Source organism: Kitasatospora sp. NPDC057223 (genome assembly GCF_042669755.1).
Taxonomy (GTDB): domain Bacteria; phylum Actinomycetota; class Actinomycetes; order Streptomycetales; family Streptomycetaceae; genus Kitasatospora.
Genome location: NZ_JBHUWW010000020.1, coordinates 55,969 through 78,112 on the forward strand (window position 1 = coordinate 55,969; position 22,144 = coordinate 78,112).

Annotated in this window: 7 protein-coding genes; all 7 read left to right on the plus strand. The window is 76.4% G+C overall.

All coding sequences use genetic code 11. The annotated features are described in order from the left end of the window. The first annotated feature begins 1 nt into the window (after position 1). The 7 genes from ACFUK0_RS10910 to ACFUK0_RS10940 all read left to right on the plus strand — a co-directional run bounded on the left by ACFUK0_RS10910 (position 2) and on the right by ACFUK0_RS10940 (position 22,114). Positions 2–1,657, plus strand: coding sequence for an NAD(P)/FAD-dependent oxidoreductase (locus tag ACFUK0_RS10910; RefSeq protein ID WP_380248457.1), 1,656 nt, complete (start codon positions 2–4; stop codon positions 1,655–1,657). Positions 1,658–1,825: 168 nt separating this feature from the next. After that, entirely contained in the window at positions 1,826–7,975 is a 6,150-nt protein-coding gene (locus ACFUK0_RS10915; protein WP_380248459.1) for an SDR family NAD(P)-dependent oxidoreductase, read from the plus strand. 125 nt (positions 7,976–8,100) lie between these two features. Further along, positions 8,101–16,950 carry an SDR family NAD(P)-dependent oxidoreductase gene (locus ACFUK0_RS10920; protein ID WP_380248461.1) on the plus strand — a complete coding sequence of 2,950 codons (8,850 nt, stop codon included), beginning with the start codon at positions 8,101–8,103 and terminating at the stop codon, positions 16,948–16,950. An 11-nt stretch (positions 16,951–16,961) separates the two neighbouring features. Continuing rightward, a complete protein-coding gene (locus ACFUK0_RS10925) occupies positions 16,962–19,361 on the plus strand; it encodes a beta-ketoacyl synthase N-terminal-like domain-containing protein (RefSeq protein ID WP_380248463.1) in 2,400 nt (799 codons plus the stop codon). After that, entirely contained in the window at positions 19,358–20,149 is a 792-nt protein-coding gene (locus ACFUK0_RS10930; protein WP_380248465.1) for a thioesterase II family protein, read from the plus strand. The genes ACFUK0_RS10925 and ACFUK0_RS10930 overlap by 4 nt, the downstream gene beginning before the upstream one ends. A gap of 24 nt (positions 20,150–20,173) precedes the next feature. After that, entirely contained in the window at positions 20,174–20,701 is a 528-nt protein-coding gene (locus tag ACFUK0_RS10935; RefSeq protein WP_380248467.1) for a flavin reductase family protein, read from the plus strand. A gap of 141 nt (positions 20,702–20,842) precedes the next feature. Beyond that, complete coding sequence (locus tag ACFUK0_RS10940; RefSeq protein WP_380248469.1) at positions 20,843–22,114, plus strand: AMP-binding protein; 1,272 nt, start codon at positions 20,843–20,845, stop codon at positions 22,112–22,114. The last annotated feature ends 30 nt before the right edge of the window (positions 22,115–22,144 follow it).

Consider the following 22,144-nt stretch of genomic DNA (forward strand, 5'->3'; position numbering starts at 1 on the left):
CATGAAGTCCGCCAAGCAGCGGGGCAACGAATACGATGTGGCGATCCTCGGCAGCGGAATGGCCGGAGGAATGCTCGGTGCGGTACTCGCCAGGAACGGCGTCCGGGTGCTGCTGCTGGACGCGGGCACGCACCCGAGGTTCGCGGTCGGCGAGTCCACGATCCCGTACACCTCGGGCATGACCCGGCTGATCGCCGACCGCTACCAGGTGCCCGAGCTGATGCCGCTGTCCAGTTTCAAGGGCATCCGCACCAAGGTCTCGCGCAACTGCGGCCAGAAGCAGAACTTCGGCTTCGTCTACCACCAGGAGGGCCGCGGCCAGGCCGCCGACCAGGTCAACCAGCTGGTGGTGCCGTCGGCGATCCGCACCGAGACGCACCTGTTCCGGCAGGACATCGACTCCTACCTGTTCAACGTCGCGGTGAAGTACGGCGCCCACCCGAGGCTCGCCACCAGGATCGCGGACATCGAGATCGACCCGGACTCCGGCGCGGTGCTGCGCACCGAGAGCGGTGAGGAGTTCCGGGCCAGCTACGTGGTCGACGGCAGCGGGTTCCGCTCGCCGCTGGCCGACAAGTTCGGGCTGCGGGAGACGCCGACCCGGGCCCGGACGCACTCACGGGCCATGTTCACCCACATGGTCGGCGTGAAGGCCTTCGACAAGTCGCCGACCGCGAGCCGGCACGCCCAGCCGAACCCGTGGCACAACGGCACCCTGCACCACGTCTTCGACGGCGGCTGGCTCTGGGTCATCCCGTTCGACAACCACGCCGACTCGCTCAACCCGCTGTGCAGCGTCGGCCTCACCCTCGACCCGCGGGTGTTCCCCAAGGGCGAGCTCTCCGCCCAGCAGGAGTTCGACGACTTCCTGGCCCGGTTCCCGGAGATCGCCTGGCAGTTCGAGGGCGCCAAGGCCGTCCGCCCCTGGGTCTCCACCGGCCGGCTCCAGTACTCCGCCAACCAGGTCGTCGGCGACCGCTTCTGCCTCACCTCGCACGCGGCCGGCTTCATCGACGCGCTGTACTCGCGCGGCCTGACCAACACCCTCGAACTGGTCAACGCGCTCGGCTGGCGGCTCATCGCGGCCTCCCGCGACGGCGACTGGTCGCAGCCGCGCTTCGAGTACCTGGAGCACCTCCAGCAGGGCCTGTTCGACTTCCACGACGACATCGTCTACAGCTCCTTCGTCGGCTTCCGCGACTACGAGCTCTGGAACGCCGTCAACCGCACCTGGATGCTCGGCACCATGCTCGGCAACGTGATGCTGGAGGACGCCTACTACCGGTACCAGAAGACCGGCCGCGAGGACGTCTTCCTCGACCTGGAGCAGAGCAAGCACCCCGGCTCCCCGCTGCCGGTCAGCTCCGGCTTCAACGAGATGGGCGTCCTCGCCCGCGAGCAGTGCCTCGCCGTGGAGGCGGGGACGGTGACGCCGGCCAAGGCCGCCGAGCGCATTCTCGCGCACATCAAGAACGCGGATTTCATCTCGCCGTCGTTCGCACTCGGCGAGCGCGACACCCGCTGCTTCAACATGACCCCCGGGAAGATGGCGGCAAACGCCCTCTGGTGCCGCCGGGACGCCCCGCCGGAGATCGGCGGCCGCATGATCAACGCGAGCAAGGGGCTGGTCAGGATGCGTCTGCGCGGCGGGGAATGACAACCGCGTAACACCCGGGTCACACCCGCGTCCGGCGCCTAGGGGTATCGGTGGAATAGGGGTCCGGCGGGAACACCCCCGAATATTCAGGGGTGTTCCCGCATTTACGGCCGACGGTAGGTTCCGAGGTGATCCCTTCGATTTTCGACAAGGCCGAAAGGGCAGCGAATGGACGCGCACACCGCCCACCACCCCGTCGAACCGATCGCCGTCGTCGGCATGGCGGGCAAGTTCCCCGGAGCACCCGACACCGACCGCCTCTGGACCCTGCTGATGGACCGCGGGGACGCGATCGGCCCGGTGCCCGCCGAACGCTGGGACACCTCCCGCCCGCTCGACCCGGAGAAGGACATCCAGGCCGTCGGCGGATTCCTCGACGGGGTGGACGAGTTCGACGCCGGCTTCTTCGGGGTCTCCCCCCGCGAGGCCGCCGCCATCGACCCGCAGCAGCGCCTGCTGCTGAAGGCCGGCTGGCGCGCCCTGGAGGACGCCGGGCAGCCCGCCGCCGCCCTGGCCGGCAGCCGCACCGGCGTGTACGTCGGCGCGTCCTGGCACGACTACGAACTGCTGCGGATGGGCCGCGGCGCCCGGCCCACCCCGCACAGCCTGTACGGCAACGCGCTGGACGTGGTCGCCGCCCGGCTCTCCTACTTCTTCAAACTGCGCGGCCCCAGCATGGCGGTGGAGACCGGCTGCTCCTCCTCGCTGGTCGCGCTGCACCTCGCCGCGCAGGCCCTGCGCGGCGGCGAGGTGGACGCGGCGATCGTCGGCGGCGTCAACCTGATCCTCGACCCGCACGTCACCGTCGGGCTCACCCACTTCGGCGGGCTCTCCCCGGACGGCCGCTGCCAGGCCTTCGCCGCCTCCGCCAACGGCTTCGTCCGCGGCGAGGGCGTCGCCGCGCTGTACCTCAAGACGCTGCGCCGGGCCCTCGCCGACGGCGACCGGATCCACGGCGTGGTGGTCCGCACCGCGGTCAACAACGACGGCGGCGGCGACAGCCTCGTCACGCCCAGCCCCGAAGGCCAGGAGGACCTGCTGCGCCAGGCCTACGGTGACGGCGCGGTGCCCGACGGCGCGCCGACGTACATCGAGGCGCACGGCACCGGCACCGGACGCGGCGACCCGATCGAGGCGACCGCGCTCGGCCGGGTGCTGGGCCGCCACCGGGCCCCCGGCAACCCGCTGCACATCGGCTCGGTCAAGACCAACATCGGCCACCTGGAGGCCAGTGCCGGCATGGCCGGCCTCTTCAAGCTGCTGCTCGCGCTGCGCCACCGGATCGTGCCGCCCAGCCTGCACTCCGCCGAACTCAACCCGGCGATCCCGTTCGACGAGCTGAACGTGAAGGTCGTCCGCGAGCCGCTGGCGCTGCCCGCCACCGGGCCGGTCTACCTCGGCGTCAACTCCTTCGGCTGGGGCGGCACCAACGCCCACGTCGTGCTGATGAGCGCCCCGGAGCCCGAGCCCGCCGAGCCCCCGGCCGCCGCCCCCGCCGGGCTGCCCGCGCTCGTCCCGCTCTCCGCCAGGGACCGCACCGCGCTCGGCGAGCAGGCCGCCCGGCTCGCCCCGCTGGTACCGGAATCCGCCGACGGCCTGGCCGCGTTCGCCGGCACGCTCGCCTGGAACCGCGACCACTTCGCGACCCGCACCGCCCTGGTCGCCACCGGCCCCGCCGAACTCCGCGACGCGCTCACCGCCCTCGCGGCGCCCGGCGCGGGCGAGGACGAACCGGCCGTCCGCGCCGTCCCGCCCGGCCGCACCGCCTTCGTCTTCCCCGGCCAGGGCTCCCAGTGGGACGGCATGGGCCGCGAACTGTACCGCGACAGCCCGCTGTTCGCCGAGACGATCCGCCGCTGCGCCGAGGCACTGCGCCCGCACACCGACTGGGACCTCACCGACATCTTCACCGGCCGCACCGGCGACGAGTGGACCACCCGGATCGACATGCTGCAGCCCACCCTGTGGGCGATGTCGCTCGGCCTCGCCGAACTCTGGCGCGCCAGCGGCGTCGAACCCGACGTGGTGCTCGGCCACAGCCAGGGCGAGATCACCGCCGCCACCCTCGCCGGCATCCTCAGCTACGAGGACGCCGCCCTGGTGATGGCCCGCCGCAGCGCCATCGCCCGCCGCACCTCCGGCCTCGGCCGGATGCTCGCCGTCGACCTCGACCGCGACAGCGCCCTCGCCGCCCTGGAGGGCTTCGAGGACAGCGTCTCGCTCGCCGTGCACAACGGCCCCAGCTCCTGCGTGCTGTCCGGCGAGAAGGAGGCCGTGCTCACCCTGAAGGAACTCCTGGAGGCCGAGGGCACCTACTGCCGGCTCGTCAACGTCGACTACGCCTCGCACAGCCCGCAGATGGACCCGCTGGAGGGCGACCTGCTGGCCGCACTCGCTCCCGCCCGGCCCCGCCCCGGCACCGTCGAGCTGATGTCGACCGTCCGGGTCGGCCCGCTGGCCGGCCCCGAGATGGACGCCGCCTACTGGGTGGAGAACCTGCGCAGCCCCGTCCGCTTCGCCGAGACCATGACCGCGCTGCTGGACGCGGGCGTCACGCACGTCGTCGAGATCAGCCCGCACCCCGTCCTCGCCCCGGCCGTCGAACAGCTCACCGCCGGCCGCGCCGAGCCGGTCGCCGTCCTCAGCACACTGCGCCGCCACCACGGCACCGCGGCCGACCTGACCGCCGCCCTCGGCCGCGCCTACACCGCCGGCCTCGCCCCCTTCGGCGGCCTGCCGAGGCGGGCCCGGCTGCCGCTGCCCGGCTACCCGCTGCGCCGCGACAGCTACTGGACGCCCGACCGCCCGCGCACCGCGGACGCGGCCCGCGGCTTCGAGCCGGTGCTCACCCCCGCTCCCGGCGCCCCCGGCACCTGGCACGGAGCGCTCGAACTCTCGCTCACCGACCTGCCGTTGCTCGGCGACCACCAGGTGCACGGCACCCCCGTACTGCCGGGCGCCGCCACCCTCACGATGGCCCTCGCCACCCTGCGCGCCCGCACCGGCCAACTGCCCGCCGCCCTGGAGCGGGTGGCCTTCCTGCGCGGCGTGCCGCTCGGCGAGGACGCCACCCGGCTGTCCGTCGAGTGGACCGAGGACGGTCCCGCAGGCGGCTCCTTCCGGCTGCTGCGCCTGCCCGAGGGCGAGCAGAGCTGGGAGGTCAGCGCGACCGCCCGGGTCCGCACCGGCGGCTGTTCCGGGACGGCCCCCGACTTCCCCGGCTGGGCCGGCAGCACCGACCCGCTGCCCGTCGCCGACTTCTACCGCGGCTGGGCCGCCCGGGGCCTGGAGTACGGCCCCGCCTTCCAGGCCGTCCGCACCCTCTACGCCGGCCCGGACGGCGACCAGGCCCTCGGCGAGATCGTGCTGGCCGAACCGCTGCGCGCCGCCAACCGCCCGCACGTGCTGCACCCGGCCCTGTGGGACGGCGCCCTCCAGGTGACCCTCGCCCTCAGCGGCGGGGACGGCGCGGGCGCCGCCCTGGTGCCGACCGCCGCCCGGCGCGTCGAGGTGCTCGCCGACCCGGCGGAACCGGTCACCGAGCTCTGGTCGTACGCCGTACGCCGCGCCGAGGGCCTGTTCGACGTCCACCTCTTCGACGGGCTGCGCCGCCCGCTGCTCAGCGTCCACGGCCTCGAACTGCGGCCGCTGCCCGGCACCGGCACGGCGGAGAGCACCGACACCGCCCGCCTGCACCGGATCGACTGGACGGACGTCACCGAGAGCGCCGAACGGCCCGCGGGCCCGGCCGGCCGCTGGATCGTCTGCGGGGACGGCGCCGACGCCGACGCGCTCGCCAAGGCACTGGCCGACGCCGGCGCCCAGACCGCCGTCGTGGCACTCGCCGAGGTGCTCGGCGGCGCCGGCGAGGCGGACGGCGTGGCCTTCCTCGCCCCGGCCGCCGCGACCGGTACCGAGGCGCAGCAGCGCGGCCTGACCCGGCTCACCGCCGTCGTCGCCGCTTGCGCCGCGCTCCCCGTGCCGCCCGGCCTCACCGTCGTCACCCGGGGCGCACAGGCCGCCGTCCCGGCCGACCTGCCGGATCCGGGCGCCGCCCTCTACTGGGGCTACGGCCGCGTCCTGCGTCGCGAGCACGGCGAGCTGACCCCCCGCCTGCTCGACCTCGGCCCCGCCGATCCGGGCGATCCGGCCACCGCCGCCGCCTGCGCCGCCGAACTCCTCGGCGCCGCCGCCGCGGGCCAGGAGGACCAGGTGGCGCTGCGGGCCGGCCGCCGCCTCGCCGCCCGGCTCGCCCGGGGCGCCGCGCCGGACAGCGCCGACCTGCTGCCCGTCGCCCGCACCCGCCACCAGCCCTTCCGGCTGGCCGGCCCGACCGCGCCGGGCACACCGGGCACACCCGTCCCGCTGACCCGGCGCCCCCCGGCCGCCGGTGAGGTCGAGGTCGAGGTCACCGCCGCCGTGGCCGGCACCCCGCTGGCCTGCGCCGGACGGGTGCTCGCGGTCGGCCCCGGCGTGAGCGCGCCCGCCGTCGGCGACCGGGTGGCGGCCTGCGCCGCCGGCGGCCCCGCCAGCCACGTCACCGTCCGGGCCGACCACACCCGGCCGATCCCGGAGGGCCTCTCCGACGCCGACGCGGCCGCCCTGCCGGTCGCCGCGGCCACCGCCTGGTACGCACTGGCCGAGTCGGCCCGCCCGACGCCCGGCCGGAGCGTCCTGGTGCACGTCACCGGGGCCGAGGGCCTCGCCGCCGTCCGGATCGCCGCCGCGCTCGGCGGCCGGCCGCTGGCCGCCACCGCCGACGACTCCCTGCACGCCCACCTGGCGGGTGTCGAGACCTTCGACACCGCCGACCCGTCCTGGCCCGAGGCCGTCCGGGCCGCCACCGGCGGACGCGGCGCCGACCTCGTGCTCGGCCGCCCCACCGGATCCGCCCTCGCCCCGGGCCTGGCCGCCCTCGCCGAGGACGGCCGGTACGTCGAACTCGGCGGCCCCGGCGCCCGCACCGTCGACCTGTCCGCACTGCCGGCCGGCGCCGGCCTCGACACGGTGGACGCGGCCGGGCTGCTGCTGCGCCGGCCCGAACGGTTCGCCCGCGCCCTCGCCGAGGCCTGGGCACTGGTCGAAACCGGCGGACTCGCACCGCTGCCGATCCGGCCCCGCACCTTCACCGAGGCCGACCAGGCCGAGGGCGCCGCCGGCATCCCCGTGCTGCTCGGCCCGTCCACCGTGGAGGCCGTCACCGCCGTACCGATGCCCGGCGGCCGGTTCCGCGCCGACGGCACCTACCTGATCAGCGGCGGCCTCGGCGCGCTCGGCCTCTCACTCGCCCGCTACCTCGCCGAACACGGAGCCGGCGCCCTGCTGCTGCTCGGCCGCTCCGCACCGAGCGCCGCAGCCGCCCTCGAACTGGAACGGCTGCGCGAGCTCGGCACCACCGTCCGCACCGCCCGCTGCGACGTCGCCGACGCGGCCGGCCTGCACGCCGCGCTGACCGCCGCCCGGCTCGGCCTGCCGCCGCTGCGCGGGGTGGTGCACGCCGCGGGCCTGCTCGCCGACGCCACCGTCGCCACCATGACGGAGCGTCAACTCGACGACGTACTGGCCCCGAAGGCGGCCGGCGCGCGCAACCTCGACAACGAGACCACCGGCGACCCGCTCGACCTCTTCGTGCTGTTCTCCTCCGCCGCCGCCCTGGTCGGCAACACCGGCCAGGCCGCCTACGCCGCCGCCAACGCCTACCTGGACGCCTTCGCCGAGGCCCGCCGACGGCGCGGACAGCCCGCGCTCAGCGTCCAGTGGGGACCGTTCGCGGGCATCGGCCTCGCCGCGAACGACGAGCAGCGCGGCGCCCGGCTCGCCGAACGCGGCATGGGCAGCTTCCCGCCCGAGCAGGCCTGGCCCGCACTGGCCCGGATGCTGGAACTCGACCGGCCCGTCACCGGGTACGTGCCCATCGACCTGCGGCAGTGGTTCGACGCCTACCCCGACACCGCCGCGCTGGGCAGCTGGCAGCTCCTGCACGCCGCCTCCCGCGACGGCGGCCAGGCGGCCGGCGGGGGCGGGGAGTTCCTGGCCCGGCTGCTCGCCGCGGCCCCCGAGGCGCGGACGGCCCCGGCCGAACAGAAGATCCGCGAACTGGCGGGCCGGGTGCTGCGCCTGGCCCCGGAGCGGATCGAGGCCGACTCCCCGTTCAAGGCCCTCGGTCTCGACTCGCTGATGAGCCTGGAACTGCGCAACCGCCTCGAAGCCGCCTTCGGCACCCGGCTCTCGCCCACCCTGCTCTGGGCCCACGGCAACCCCAGGGCGCTGGCCGAGGCCCTCTGCGCCCAACTGCCCGCCGCCGCACCGGCCGACTGACCGGCCCGCCACCCCGGCGCGCCCCCGGCGCCGGGGTGGCCCCCCGACCCACCGCCCCCGACGACCCACCGACCGACGAGCCCATCGCTTCAGCCCATCGCTTCAGACCGCGAGGAACCGAGTCCATGGAAGAGACCAGCACCTCCGACGGCACGCGGCAGACCCCGCTCACCCGCGCGCTCGCCACCGTCCGGACCCTGCGCCGGCAACTGGACGAGCAGCAGGGCAGCCAACCGATCGCCGTGGTCGGAGTCGGCCTGCGGCTGCCCGGCGGCATCGACGACCTCGACGGCTACTGGGACGCCCTGGCGGCCGGACGCGACCTCGTCCGCCCGATGCCGCCCGAGCGGCGCGGCCCGTTCGCGGCCGAGTGGGAGGGCCTGCCGCAGCGCGGCGGCTTCCTGGACGAGGTACTCGACTTCGACGCCGCGTTCTTCGGCATCAGCCCGCGCGAGGCCCGCCACCTCGACCCGCAGCACCGGCTGCTGCTGGAGGTCAGCTGGGAGGCACTGGAGAACGCCGCGCTGCCCGTCGACGGCCTCGCCGCCGCCCGCACCGGCCTCTTCCTCGGCATCATGTGGCAGGACTACCGGGAGTGGCTGGCGGGGGAGCCCGAGGCGTCCTGGACCACCGGCAACGGCCACAACTTCGCGGCCGGGCGGGTCGCCTACCACCTCGGCCTGACCGGACCGGCCGTCTCCGTCGACACCGCCTGCTCGTCCTCCCTGGTCGCCGTGCACCTCGCCGCCCAGGCGCTGCGCCGCGGCGAGTGCGAGATCGCGCTCGCCGCCGGCACCAACCTGATCATGTCGCCGAACTCGATGCGACTCGTCCGCGAGACCCGCTCGCTCGCCCCGGACGGACTGTGCAAGAGCTTCGACGCCCGCGCCAACGGCTTCACCCGCGGCGAGGGCTGCGGCGTCGTCGTCCTCAAGCGGCTCGACCACGCCCGGCGCGACGGCGACCGCGTGCACGCGGTGATCCACGGCTCCGCCGTCAACCAGGACGGCCGCTCCGGCGGCTTCACCGCACCCAACGTGCTCTCCCAGGTCGCGGTGATCGAGCAGGCCCTCGCCGAGGCCCGCCTCGAACCCGCCGACATCGGCTTCGTCGAGGCGCACGGCACCGGCACCTCGCTCGGCGACCCGATCGAGATGGAGGCGCTCGCCACCGCGCTCGGCCGCCCCAACGGCGGCGCCCCGCTCTCGGTCGGCGCCGTCAAGACCAACCTCGGCCACCTGGAGTCCGCCGCCGGAGTCGCCGGGCTGGCGAAGGCCGTGCTCTGCCTGCGCGAGCGCAAGCTGCCGCCGCTGGTGCACCTGCGCACCCTCAACCCGCGGATCGACCTGTCCGGCACCGGCATCACGCTGCCCACCGAGCTGACCGACTGGAGCCCGCAGGCAGGCCGCTACGCCGGCGTCAGCTCCTTCGGGATGAGCGGCACCAACGCGCACGTCATCCTCGGCGCCCCGGAGCCCGAGGCCGACCGGCCCGCCGTGCCGGTCGAGGGGTTCACCCTCTCCGCGAAGACCCCCGACGCGCTCCGCACCCTCGCCGCCCGCTACGCCGGGCGCGCCCTGGCCCTCGACCCCGCCGACTACCCGGCCTTCGCGCACACCGCCACCGCCGGCCGCACCGGGCACGAACACCGCGCCCGGATCACCGCCGCCACCCCGCAGGCCGCCGCCGAGGCGCTGCGCGCGCTGGCCGACGGCACCCCCTCGCCGGCCGTGGCGACAGGCGGCGAGGGCGCCCCGGGCGCCGTCCTGCCGCGCCGGGTGACCGACCTGCCGACGTACCCGTGGCAGCGGCAGCGGTACGCCCCCGACCACGCGGCGGGCACCCCGCCGCTCCCCGGCGCGCACGAACTCCGCTGGCAGGACCACACCCCCGCCGGCCCGGCCGCCGGCGCCACCCTGATCTTCGCGGGCGACGACACTCAGTCGCTGGAGCAGCTCGTCCGCGAAGCGGCCGCTCGGGGGCACCGGGGCACCGTGCTGTGCCCCGTGCCCCTGAGCACGCCGTCCGACTGGCAGCAGCAGCCGCTGCCCGCCGGCTCCGCCGGCTGGGCCGCCTTCTGGGCCGGACGCGGCGCCGCCGGACCGGCCGCACTCGTCCTCGCCCTGCGGGCCGCCGCGCTGCCACCGGACGCACCCGGCACCACCGACCCCGTCGACGCCGGCGCCGCCCTCTGCGCGGCGGTCACCACCGCCACCCTCGCCGCCACCAGCGGCGACCACCGGGTGCACGCCGTCACCAGGGGCGTGCTGCGCACCGCCGACGGCGAGCGGACGGCCGGCACCGACCACGGCCTGCTGCACGGCCTGGCCCCCGTCCTCGGCCTGGAACTCGGCGCGGCCTGGGGCGGCGTCATCGACCTCCCGGCCGAGCCCGGCCCGGCCGACGCCGCGGCGCTGATCGCCCTGGTCACCGCCGCCGACCGCACGGAGGACGTCGCGGCCGTCCGGGCCGGCGCCCTGCGGGTACCGAGGCTCACCCCCTCCACGGCCCCGCCCCGGCCGCTCACCGTCCGGCCGGACGCCACCTACCTGGTGACCGGCGCACTGGGCGCCGTCGGCCGGGAGCTGACCGGCGAACTCGTCCGGCTCGGCGCCCGGCACCTGCTGCTGATCGGCCGCCGCCCGGAGCCGGACCTCGCCGCCCCCGCCACCGCCCTCCTGGCCGCACTCCGCGCCCAGGGCGTCCGGGTGGACTACCGCGACGGCGGCTGCGACACCCCTGCGGCACTCGCCGCCGCCTGCACCCCGCTGAGCGGCCTGCCACCCGTCCACGGCGTGATCCACGCCGCCGGCACCCTGCAGCGCACCCCGGCCGCCGGCCTGACCGCCGAGCACTTCGCGGACGCCCTGCGCGGCAAGGCCGCCGGCGCCTGGGCGCTCCACCAGGCCTCGCAGAGCTGGCCGTTGGACTTCTTCGTGCTGGTCTCCTCGGTCTCCGCACTCTGGGGCACCGAGGACTGCGCCGCCTACTCCGCCGCCAACGGCGCACTGGACGCACTGGCCGCCCACCGGACGGCGCTCGGCCTGCCCGCCGTCAGCCTCGCCTACGGCCCCTGGGCGCTGGACGGCGACGGCATGGCCGACGCCGGACTCCGCAGCCGCTCCGCCCGGCTCGGCGTCGGCGCCCTGGACGCGGCCGCCGGCCGCGCCGCGCTCACCGGCACCGCACCCGGCGCCGCCGGCCATCTGGTGGCCTGCCCGCTCGACCTCGGCCGGCTGCGCCAGGTGACCGACGGCCTGCGCCCGCGCGGGCTCTTCGCCACCGCCACCGCCTCCAGCACGACTGCTGCGGCCCCTGCCGCCGGACCGGCCGAACCCTCCGTGCTCGGCCGCCTCGCCGCCCTCCCCGAGCGGGCCCGCCGCGAGGCCGCCGCAGCGGAGGTCGCCCGGCTGACCGCCGTCCAGCTCGGCCACGCGTCCGCCGACGACATCGACCGGGACACCGGCTTCTTCGACCTCGGCCTGGACTCGATCACGGCCGTCGACCTGGCCGTCCGCCTCGGCGAGGCCTTCGAGGGCGCCGTCCAGGTCGCCGACATCTTCGACCACCCCACCGTCACCCGCCTCGCCGACCGCCTGCTGGCCGGCCACGTCACGCACCGGCCCGCCGCCGCCCCGCCCCCCGTCGTTGCCCCCGCCCCCGCCCCGGCCGGGTCCGGAGCACCCCGGCCGGAGCCCGGCGAGGCCGAGCCGATCGCCATCGTCGGCATGGCCGGCCGGTTCCCGCAGGCCGACTCCGTGGACGACCTGTGGCACCTGCTCCGCGAGGGCCGCGACGGCGTCACCCCGGTGCCCGCCGACCGCTGGGACCAGGCCGCCCTCGCCCCCGGGCGGGTGACCACCGACCAGGGCGGGTTCCTCGGCGACCTCGACCGGTTCGACGCCGCCTTCTTCGCCGTCCCCGCCCGCGAGGCCGAGAGCCTGGACCCGCAGCAGCGCCTGCTGCTCGAATCCGCCTGGCACGCCCTGGAGGACAGCGGCATCGACCCGGGCCGGCTGCGCGAGACCCGCACCGGCGTCTTCGTCGGCGTCAGCTCCGCCGACTACGCCCGGCTGCTCGCCCGGGGCGGCGCCGACCAGGTCGACGCGTACTACGGCACCGGTACCGCGCTCAACGCCGCCGCCGGCCGCCTCGCCTTCACCCTCGGACTGACCGGGCCCGCGCTGGCGGTCGACACCGCCTGCTCGTCCTCACTGGTCGCCCTGCACCTCGCCGTCCGCTCACTGCGCTCCGGCGAGAGCGACGCGGCGCTGGCCGGCGGTGTCAACGTGCTGCTCGACCCGATGTCCTGGGTCGCCGTCAGCCAGGCCCACATGCTCGCCCCGCAGGGCCGCTGCCGGACGTTCTCCGCCGACGCGGACGGCTTCGTCCGCTCCGAGGGCTGCGGCGTGCTCGTCCTCAAGCGGCTCAGCGACGCCCGCCGCGACGGCGACCGGGTGCTCGCGGTGATCCGGGGCAGCGCCGTCAACCAGGACGGCGCCTCCTCCGGTCTCACCGCGCCCAACGGCGCCGCCCAGGAGGCGATGCTCCGCAGCGCCCTCGCCGACGCCGCGACGGACGCCCGCGAGGTCTCCTACCTGGAGGCCCACGGCACCGGCACCGCCCTCGGCGACCCGGTCGAACTCGGCGCCGCCTGGCGGGTGCTGGGGGAGGGGCGACGCCCCGGCGAGCCGCTGCACGTGGGCTCGGTGAAGAGCAACATCGGCCACTGCGAGTCCGCCGCCGGCCTGGCCGCCGTGATCAAGACGGTGCTCGCGCTGCGCCACGACCTGATCCCCGCCAACCTGCACTTCGGCGAACCGAACCCGCACGTGCCCTGGGCCGAGATGAACGTCCGGGTGGTGGACACCCCGACACCCTGGCGCCGCGGCGCCGCCCCCAGGGTGGCCGGCGTCTCCGGCTTCGGCTTCACCGGCACCAACGCCCACCTGCTGCTCGCCGACGCCCCGGAGCCGGAGCCCGGGCCGGAGCCCGCTGCCGGGCCGGCGGCCTCCGACGTCCACCTGCTGCCGCTCTCCGCCCCCGACCCCGAGGGCCTGGAGCGCCTCACCGCCGCCTGGGAGCAGCGCCTCACCGCCGCCGACGACACCGGGCTCGCCGCACTCGCCGCCACCGCCGGCGCCGGCCGCGCGCACTTCCCGTACCGCCGCGCCCTGCTCGGCCGCAGCCGGGAGCAACTGCTCGACGCGCTGCGCGAACCCGCCCCCGGCGGCCGGGCCGGCCGCGCGCCGAAGGTCGCCTTCCTCTTCTCCGGGCAGGGCAGCCAGTACTTCGGGATGGGCCGGGAGCTGTACGAGAGCGAGCCGGTGTTCCGGGAGGTCTTCGACCGCTGCGACGCCGTCCTCACCCCGAAACTCGGCGCCTCCCTCACCGAGCTGATGTTCTACGGCGAGGACCGGAACGCGATCGACGAGACCCGCTGCACCCAGCCCGCCCTCGTCACCCTGGAGACCGCCCTGGCGGCGCTCTGGGAGTCCTGGGGCGTCACCCCCGCCGTGGTGATGGGCCACAGTGTCGGCGAGATCGCCGCCGCGATGCACGCCGGAGTGATGGACCTGCCCACCGGGCTCGGCCTGATCGCCGACCGGGCCCGCCTGATGCAGGCCACCGAACGGGGCGCGATGCTCGCCGTGCTCGCCACCGAGGAGCAGGTCCTCGGCTGGACGCAGGGCCTCGGCCTGGACCTCGCGGCCGTCAACGGCCCGGCGGCGACGGTGGTCGCCGGCGAACCCGCCGCGATCGACGCGCTCGCCGAACGGCTCAAGGAGCAGGGCGTGCGGGCCCGGCGGCTGGCCGTCTCGCACGCCTTCCACTCCCGCCTGCTGGACCCGGCCGTCGAAGGCCTGGCCGACGCCCTCGCGCCGCTGGAGTTCCGCGCCCCGCAGCTCCCGGTGATCTCCAACGTCACCGGCCGGCCGGCCGGCGACGACACCTACGACGCCGCCTACTGGTGCCGGCACGCCCGGCAGCCGGTGCGGTTCCACGACGGTGCCCGGCAGCTGGCGGAGCTCGGCGTGGACGTCTGCCTGGAGATCGGCCCCGACCGCACCCTGGTCAACCTGGTCAACGGCGCCGGCCTCACCCCGGCCGGCGGCCTCGCCGCCTCGCTGAAGCGGGGCACCGGCGAGCGGGCCGCGCTGCTGGGCGCCGCGCGGACGCTCTACCTGGCCGGCCAGGACCTCGACTGGCGGCGGGTGCAGCCGGCCGCGGGGGTGGCCGACGCCCCGCGCTACCCGTTCGCCGACACCCGGTACTGGACGAAGGCCCAGCCCCCGCAGGCCGCCGCGCACCCCGCGGCCGCCCCCGTCGGCGCCCCCGCCTGGGGCACCGAACTGCGCTCGCCCGCCCTGCCCGGCCGGGTCTGGGCCACCGAACGCAGCACCGGGTACCCGGCCCACCTCACCGACCACCGGCTGTTCGGCACCGTCTCGGTGCCGGGCGCCTCGCAGACCGCCACCGCGCTCTCCGCGCTCGGCGCCGACGGCGGCCCGGTGGTGCTGGAGGACCTGCACTTCCCGCGCGCCCTCGTCCTGCGGGAGGGCGAGAGCTACCCGCTCCAGGTGATCGACTCCGGTCCCGCCACCGCGCCCGGCACGGCCCGGACGGTCAGCGTGCAGAGCCTCGTCGACCCCGCTGACGGCCGGTGGCAGGAGCACCTGTCGGCCCGGATCGCCCCGGCCGCCCCGGCCCGACCCGAACCCCTGCCCGAACCGCTGCCCGACCCGCGCGCCTTCGCCGCCCGCGCCGAGCGCCACCTCACCGGCGCGGATTTCTACGGTCACCTGCGCAGCCTCGGCTACCACCTCGGCCCGTCCTTCCGCTGGATCGACGAGGCCTGGATCAGCGGCGACGAGGCACTGGTCCGCTACGTCGAACCGGAGGCGACCGGCGAGGACCCGAGCGGCTACCGGATCCACCCCGGGCTGCTCGACTCCTGCCTGCAGAGCGCCGTCACCTTCGCCGTGCCCGCCGCCGGCGAGGACGTGGCCGAGGAGAGCGCCCTGGCGATCCCGTTCGCCATCGCCCGGCTGTCCTCCCCCGGCCGGCCCGGCCCCGGCCGCGAACTCTGGGGCCACATCCGGGCCGCCCGCCACGACCGCAGCGCCGACGGCCTGATGCAGGTCGAGTCCGCCGACATCCGCCTCTACGACGCCGACGGCGCCCCCGTCCTGGTCGCCGACGGATTCCGGTTCCGCCGGGCCCCGCGCACACTCCTCGAACGCTCCCTGCGGGACGGGCCACGGCACGCCTACGAGCTGACCTGGCAGCCCGCCCGGCCCGCCGCCGGGCCCGCCCGCCGGATCACCCTGCTCGGCGCCGACACCCCGGCCGGCCGCGCCCTCGCCGCCGCCTGCACGGCCGCCGGCCACGCGGTCACCCCGGCCGGCACCCGGCCGCCCACCGACGTCGACCTGCTGGTCGACGCCCGCTTCCACGACGCGCCCGCCGACGCCGAAGCCGCACAGGCCGCCGCCGTCACCCTGGCCGACACCCTGCGCACGGCCGACCCCGGCACCCCGTACGCGCTGCTCACCTCGGCCGACCCGGCGCACGCCCCGGCCGCCGAAGCACTCTGGGGCCTGCTGGCCGCCCTGGAGGCCGAGCAGCCGCAGCGCCGCCTGCTGCGGCTCGCCCTCGGCGCCGACTGGAACCCGGCGACGGTGGCCGAGGTGCTCGCCGCGCCCGTCGGCGAGACCCGGCTGCGGATCGACGGCAGCGCCGCCCACGCCGCCAGGCTGACCCCGTGCGAGGCCGCCGGCGGCCGGCCCGCCGCCCCCGGTGCGGTGCTGATCACCGGCGGCCTCGGCGCGCTCGGCCTGAGCGCGGCCGGCTTCCTGGCCCGGCTCGGCGCCCCCGCGCTCACCCTGATGGGACGCTCCGCCCCGGACGCCGCCGCCCGCGCCGTCATCGCGGAACTCACCGCCGCGGGTGCCGTCGTCCGGATCGTCCAGGGCGACGTCACCGACCCCGAGGACTGCCGCCGGGCGGTCGCCGAGGCCGGCCGCGAGGCACCGCTGCGCACCGTGCTGCACCTGGCCGGCGTCACCGACGACCACGCCTTCGAACAGCTCACCCCCGAGGCCTTCGAGCGGGTCTTCGCCGCCAAGGCCCGGGGCGCCGCCAACCTCGCGGCCGCACTCACCGGCCACGAGCTCACCGCCCTGCTGCTGTTCTCCTCGGCCTCCGCCGTGCTCGGCTCCGCCGGACAGGCGAACTACGCGGCGGCCAACGGCTTCCTGGACGGCCTGGCGGTGCGGCTGCGCACCGAGGGGGTACCCGCGACGGCCGTCGGCTGGGGCCCGTGGACCCCGGCCGCCAAGGCCGGGCTGGCCGGCAGCGCCGCGACCGGCCGGGCCATCGCCCGGACGGGCGTGCAGGCGCTCGACGACCAGGAGGCCGAGGAGCTGCTGCTGCTCGCGCTCGGCGGGCAGCGGGCCCGGCTGGCCGCCGTCGCGCTGGACCCGGAGCGGTACACCGAGCAGCTGGCCGGACACCCGCGCGGCGCCCTGCTGGAGGCGCTCGGCCGCCGTAGGCCGGCCGCCCCGGCCGCTGCCCCGGCCGCCCGACCACGCGGCTGGCTGGGTGAGTTGCTGGCGGGGGACGGGCCGGAGAGCCTGGCGGACCGGCTGCGCGGACACGTCCGGGAGCTGGCCGGCGCGGTGCTGGGCGAACCGCTCGGCCCGGACGACCACGCCGGCTTCTCGGACTGCGGACTCGACTCGATCATGGTGATCGACCTGCGGACCAGGCTGGCCCACGCCCTCGCCCGGGACCTCCCTGCCACCGTCGCGCTCGACCACCCCACGGTGGCCCAACTCGCCTCCCACTGCGCCGGACTACTGGCGCCGACGGAGCCCGATCCCGCTCCGGAGGAGGACTTCGCCGACCTGGCGGGCCTGTCCTTCGACGATCTCGTCAAAGCCGTGCAGGCCGACGTGGCAGCAGAGAAATGAGGACGGAGACCATGGACGCCGAGAAGATCCGCACGCTGATGGAGGACCAGCTCAAGCAGACCCGCCGGCTTCGGGCCCGGGTCCAGGAACTGGAGGAGGAGCGCAGCGCCGCACTCGCGGTGGTCGGCATCGGCCTGCGGCTGCCAGGCGGTCTCGACTCGCCCGACGCCTACTGGGACTTCCTGCGCGGCGCCGGCACCGCCTACAGCACCATCCCCGAGGACCGGCCGGGCCTGCGCGCCGTCCACGACCCCGTCCCCGGCAAACCGGGCCGCTCCTACGTGGACCGGGCCGGGTTCCTCTCCGACATCGCCCACTTCGACGCCGAGTTCTTCGGCATCTCGGCGCGCGAGGCGAAGCTGCTCGACCCGCAGCAGCGGATGCTGCTGGAGACCGCCTGGGAGGCGCTGGAGCGGGCCGGCATCGCCGTCCGCCGGGCCGACCGCCTCGATGTCGGCGTGTACCTCGGCATGATGGCCTCCGAGTACAACGAGCGGATGGCCGACCGCACCGACCTGAGCCGCATCGACCCGTACTTCACCACCGGCGGCGGGCTCTGCTTCGGCGCCGGCCGGATCAGCTACGTGATGGGCTTCCGCGGCCCGGTGCTCAGCGTCGACACCGCCTGCTCCTCCTCGCTGTCGGCCCTGCACCTGGGGGCCAGGGCGCTGCGCGGCGGCGAGTGCCGGTACGCGCTGGTCTGCGGATCCAACCTGCTGCTGTCCGCGAACCTGATGGTGTCGCTGAGCCAGACCAGGGCGCTGTCCCCGGAGGGGCGTTCGAAGTCCTTCCTGGCCACCGCGGACGGCTACGGGCGCGGCGAGGGCGTCGGCGCCCTCGTCCTGATGCGGCTCGCGGACGCCGAGCGGGAGGGGCGGCCGGTGCTGGCCGTCGTCCGGGGCACCGCCGTCAACCACGACGGGGCCGCCTCCGGCCTGACCGCCCCCAACGGGCCCGCGCAGCAGGAGGTCATCCGCGCGGCGCTGGCCGACGCGGGCGTGCAGGCCGCCGAGCTGGGCTACGTCGAGGCCCACGGCACCGGCACCGTGCTCGGCGACCCGATCGAGGTCGGCGCGCTGGACGGGGTGGTCGGCGCCGCCGTCCGCGAGCGCGGCCTGCCACTGTCGATCGGCAGCGTCAAGTCCCGGCTCGGGCACCTGGAGGCGGCCTCCGGCATCGCCGCCGTGATCAAGACCGTCCTGATGCTGGAGCACGGCGAAATCCCGGCGGCCCGCGCACCCGAGGACGGCGAGCTGAACCCCCACATCCCGTGGGACGAGCTGGGGTTCACCGTTCCTGTGGACAACCAGCCGTGGCCGGCCGGGCTGGCCCGGCGGATCGCCGGGGTCAACTCCTTCGGCATGAGCGGTACCAACGCGCACGTGGTGCTGGAGGCCTACCAGCGGGCCGAGGAGACCCCGGCCGGCGGCGCGCGGCGGCCCGAACTGCTCACGCTGTCCGCCAAGGACCCGTCCGCGCTCGCCGAACTGGCCGCCGCCGTCGCCGGATACCTGAAGCAGGCCGACCCGGCCCTGCTGCCGTCCGCCTGCCACACCCTGCGGGCCGGCCGGGCGCCCCAGCCCTGCCGGATCGCCGTCACCGGCTCCACCGCCGCCGAACTGGCCGACCGGCTCACCGCGGCCGTCGGCCGGCACGCGGCGGCGCCGGCCGCCACCGCCCCGCGCCGCCTCACCCTGCGGCTGCCGGCCGGTGACCGGGACCGGCTGACGGCCTGCGTCGGCGCCCTCGCCGAGGCCTTCCCGGACCTGCTCACCGGCCACGGCGCCGACCCGGCGACCGAGCTGGCCGCGCTGGCGGGCCGCCTCGGCCTGCCCGTGCGGGCGGTGGCCGACGCCCCGGCCGACGGGCCGGCGCTGCTGGAGTGGGAGGCGGCCGGCGCCACCCGCGCCATGCCGCTCACCGACGCACAGCCGGGCCGGGCGCCCGCCCTGCTGCTCGACGCGGTCGCCGCCCTCCACCTGGCCGGTGCGGACCTGCGCCCGGACGCGCTCCGCGCGCCGGGTGCCCGGCTGCTGGGTGACCTGCCCACCTACCCGTTCCAGCGCCGCCGGTTCTGGGTCGACGAACCGGCCCTCGGCGCGGGCCCGGCCGCCGCCGCCGTCGGCGCCGCCGCGTCCGAGGCTCCGGCCGCCCGCGACCCGGAGGCCGTCCGGGCCTACCTGCGGGCCGAGTTGCGCGCCGTGCTCGACTCCACCGAGGAGCTGGACCTCGACCGGTCGTTCCTGGAGTCCGGCGGTGACTCCTTCATCTCCACCCTGTTCATCACCCGGGTCGAGGAGCGCTACGAGATCGGGCTGACCGCCGAGGACCTGCCCCTGGAGCTGCCGCTCGCGGACATCTTCGGCCGGCTGGCGGCGGACATCGCCACCCGGGCGGAGGCTGCGGCATGACCGCCTTCGTCCGCCCGCGCCCGGTCGCGGACCCGGCCGTCCGGCTGGTGGTGTTCCACCACGCCGGCGGTTCGGCGGCGGCCTACTTCCCGCTCACCCGCTGCGTCCCGGCGGACTGGGACGTCCTGCTGCTCGACCTGCCGGGGCGCGGCAAACGGCACGCCCGCCCGGCGCTGGAGTCGATTGCCGAGCTGGCGGCGGTGGCCACCGCCGACGTGCTGCCGTGGTGCGACGGCGCCCCACTCGCGCTGTTCGGGCACAGTCTCGGGGCCGTCGTGGCGTACGAGACGGCCCGCGCGCTGGAGGCGGCCGGCCGGCCGGCCGCCTGGCTCGGCGTCTCGGGGCGGGCCGCGCCCGGGCAGCCCGTCCGGGCGGCGCTGCCGGGTGAGGAACTGTCCGACGGCGAGCTGATGACGCAGCTGACCAGGATGGGCGGGATGCACCCCCGGGCGGGCGAACTGCCGGACTTCCGGGCCCGGTTCCTGCCACTGGTCCGCAGTGACCTGCGCGCCGTCGCGGGCTACCGGCCCGACCCGCGCCGGGCGCCGATCGGCTCGCCGCTGACCGCGTTCGGCGCGGTCGACGACGTCTGGGCGCCGCCCGCCTCGCTCGCCCCGTGGTCGCGCGAGACCCGCGGGCCGTTCCGCCGCCGGACGTTCACCGGCGGCCACTTCCACTTCCTCGGCCCGGCGTTCGCGGATTTCACCGCGGAGCTGGTCGAGGAGATCCGCCAGGCCGTCCGGCCTGCGCGCACCGACCGTCCGGCCCTGGTCAGGGAGCCGGTCTGACCGATCGTCAGGAGACCCGTTCGCATGACCTCGGACCGTGTACCGGACATCCGCCCGCTGATGGCGGGATTTCCCACCGGCGTCGCCGTGATCACCGCGCTCACCCCCGAGGGTGAGCCGTGGGGCATGACCTGCACCTCGCTGTGCAGCGTCACGCTGGATCCGCCGACCCTCCTGGTCTGCCTGCGGCGCGGCAGCCCGACCCTGGAGGCCGCCCTCGCCAGCGGTGGCTATGCCGTCAACCTGCTCCACAGCAGCGCCCGGTGGACGGCCGAGCTGTTCTCCTCCGGCTCCCCGGAGCGCTTCGACCGGGTGGCCTGGCAGGCCGAGGGGGAGGCCTGCGGCCCGCACCTGGTCGAGGCGGCGCACACCGTCGCCGACTGCGCCGTCACCGACGTGCACGAGGTCGGCTCGCACGCCATGGTGCTCGGCCGGGTGGTAGCGGTCTCCCAACTCCGTTCCCAGTTCCCTTTGCTGTACGGAATGCGGCGATACGGTGACTGGACGGATGCGGCCGAGGAAAGCCACCTGTCCTACGACTTCATCTCCTGAGAAAGCGCCCCGAATTGCGGGATGCGGCAATCTCGGAGATGACCGGGAGCGGTACGGGAATGCAGCATCGACGAATGGACGGGGGCTGATTCCCCCGTCCATTCCGGCGGATATCCGGTCCGCGCCCGACAGGGGGACATCATGATCACCCAGCATGCTCCGGCCGATCGGAACGTCTTGCGCGGGGTGCCGGCCTTCGGCCGGCCCGGGCCCGGGCCGCGCGACGCGGCCCGGCCGTTCACCCTTGACGCGGTGTTCACCCGGGCGGCCCACCGCCGGCCCGGGGCGATCGCGGTCTGGGACGACGCGGGCCGCCTCACCTACGGCCGGGCGGAGATCCGCGCCACCCAGCTGGCCTCCGCGCTGGTCCGCGGCGGGGTCCAGCTGGGAGACCCGGTGATCGTGCACTGCGACGACCATCCGCAGTCCGTGGTGGCGCAGTTGGCGGTGCTGAAGTCCGGCGGGGTGTGCGTGCCGGTGGCCCACGGGGCATCCGCCGCCGCGGCGGCGCGGATCGCCGCGCTGAGCGGCGCGCAGGCCGTCCTGTGCAGTGCGTCCGGCCGGGCGGTCTGGCCCGGCGGCAGCCCGGTGATCGTGCTGGACGACCCCGAGGTCCGCGAGCGGCTCAGCGGGGTGCGCGCGGACCCCTCGCTCCCGCGCTCCGGCCCGCTGGACGCCGCCTACCTGCTGGTCGACGAGGAGGACGACGCCGGGGCCGGCGGGCAGCTGGTCGACCACCTGGCCTGGCAGCACCTGCTGGCCGCGCGGCTGCGCGAGGCGGGCGCGGCCGACGGCGCGGTCGCCGTCCGCCAGCCGCCCACCGGGCCGCGCACCCTCTCCGCCATGTGGTGGGCCTTCGCCGGCGGCGGCACGCTCCACCACCGGTCCCGGGACCGGGATCTGGTGCACGGCCTCGGCTGGGCCCGGACGACGGCGGCGGTGTTCAGCCCCGAGGAGTACCGGGGCGTACTGGCCGCCCTGGCGGACAGCCCGGACCGGGTCGGCCCGCGCACCGTCGTGCTGGTCGGCGGCCCGTGCCCGCAGGACGTGCTCGACCTGCACTTCGCCCTGCTGCCGCGCACGTCCCTGCGGGCGGAGTTCACCCCGTCGGGCGTCATGCCGTGGACCGTCCAGGAGTTCCCGGCCGCGGGCGCCACCAGGGTGGCTCCCGCCGGCGGGTTCGGCAGCCCCGTCCCCAACGTCCAGGTCGAGGTGCTGGACCGGGAGGGCTGCCCGCTGCCGCCCGGCCGGGTCGGCGAGGTGTGCGCCACCGGCCCGTCGCTGCCCTTCGAGCGGGTCGGCGCCTTCGACGCGGACCAGCCGGACCTCGGCCTGCTGCACCGCTCGGACTGGCTCGGCCGCTGGCGCACGGACGGCACCCTGGAACTCACCGGCGCGCGGTCACAGGTCTGAGAGCGGCCAGCCGGAGCGGCGCGGCCGTCC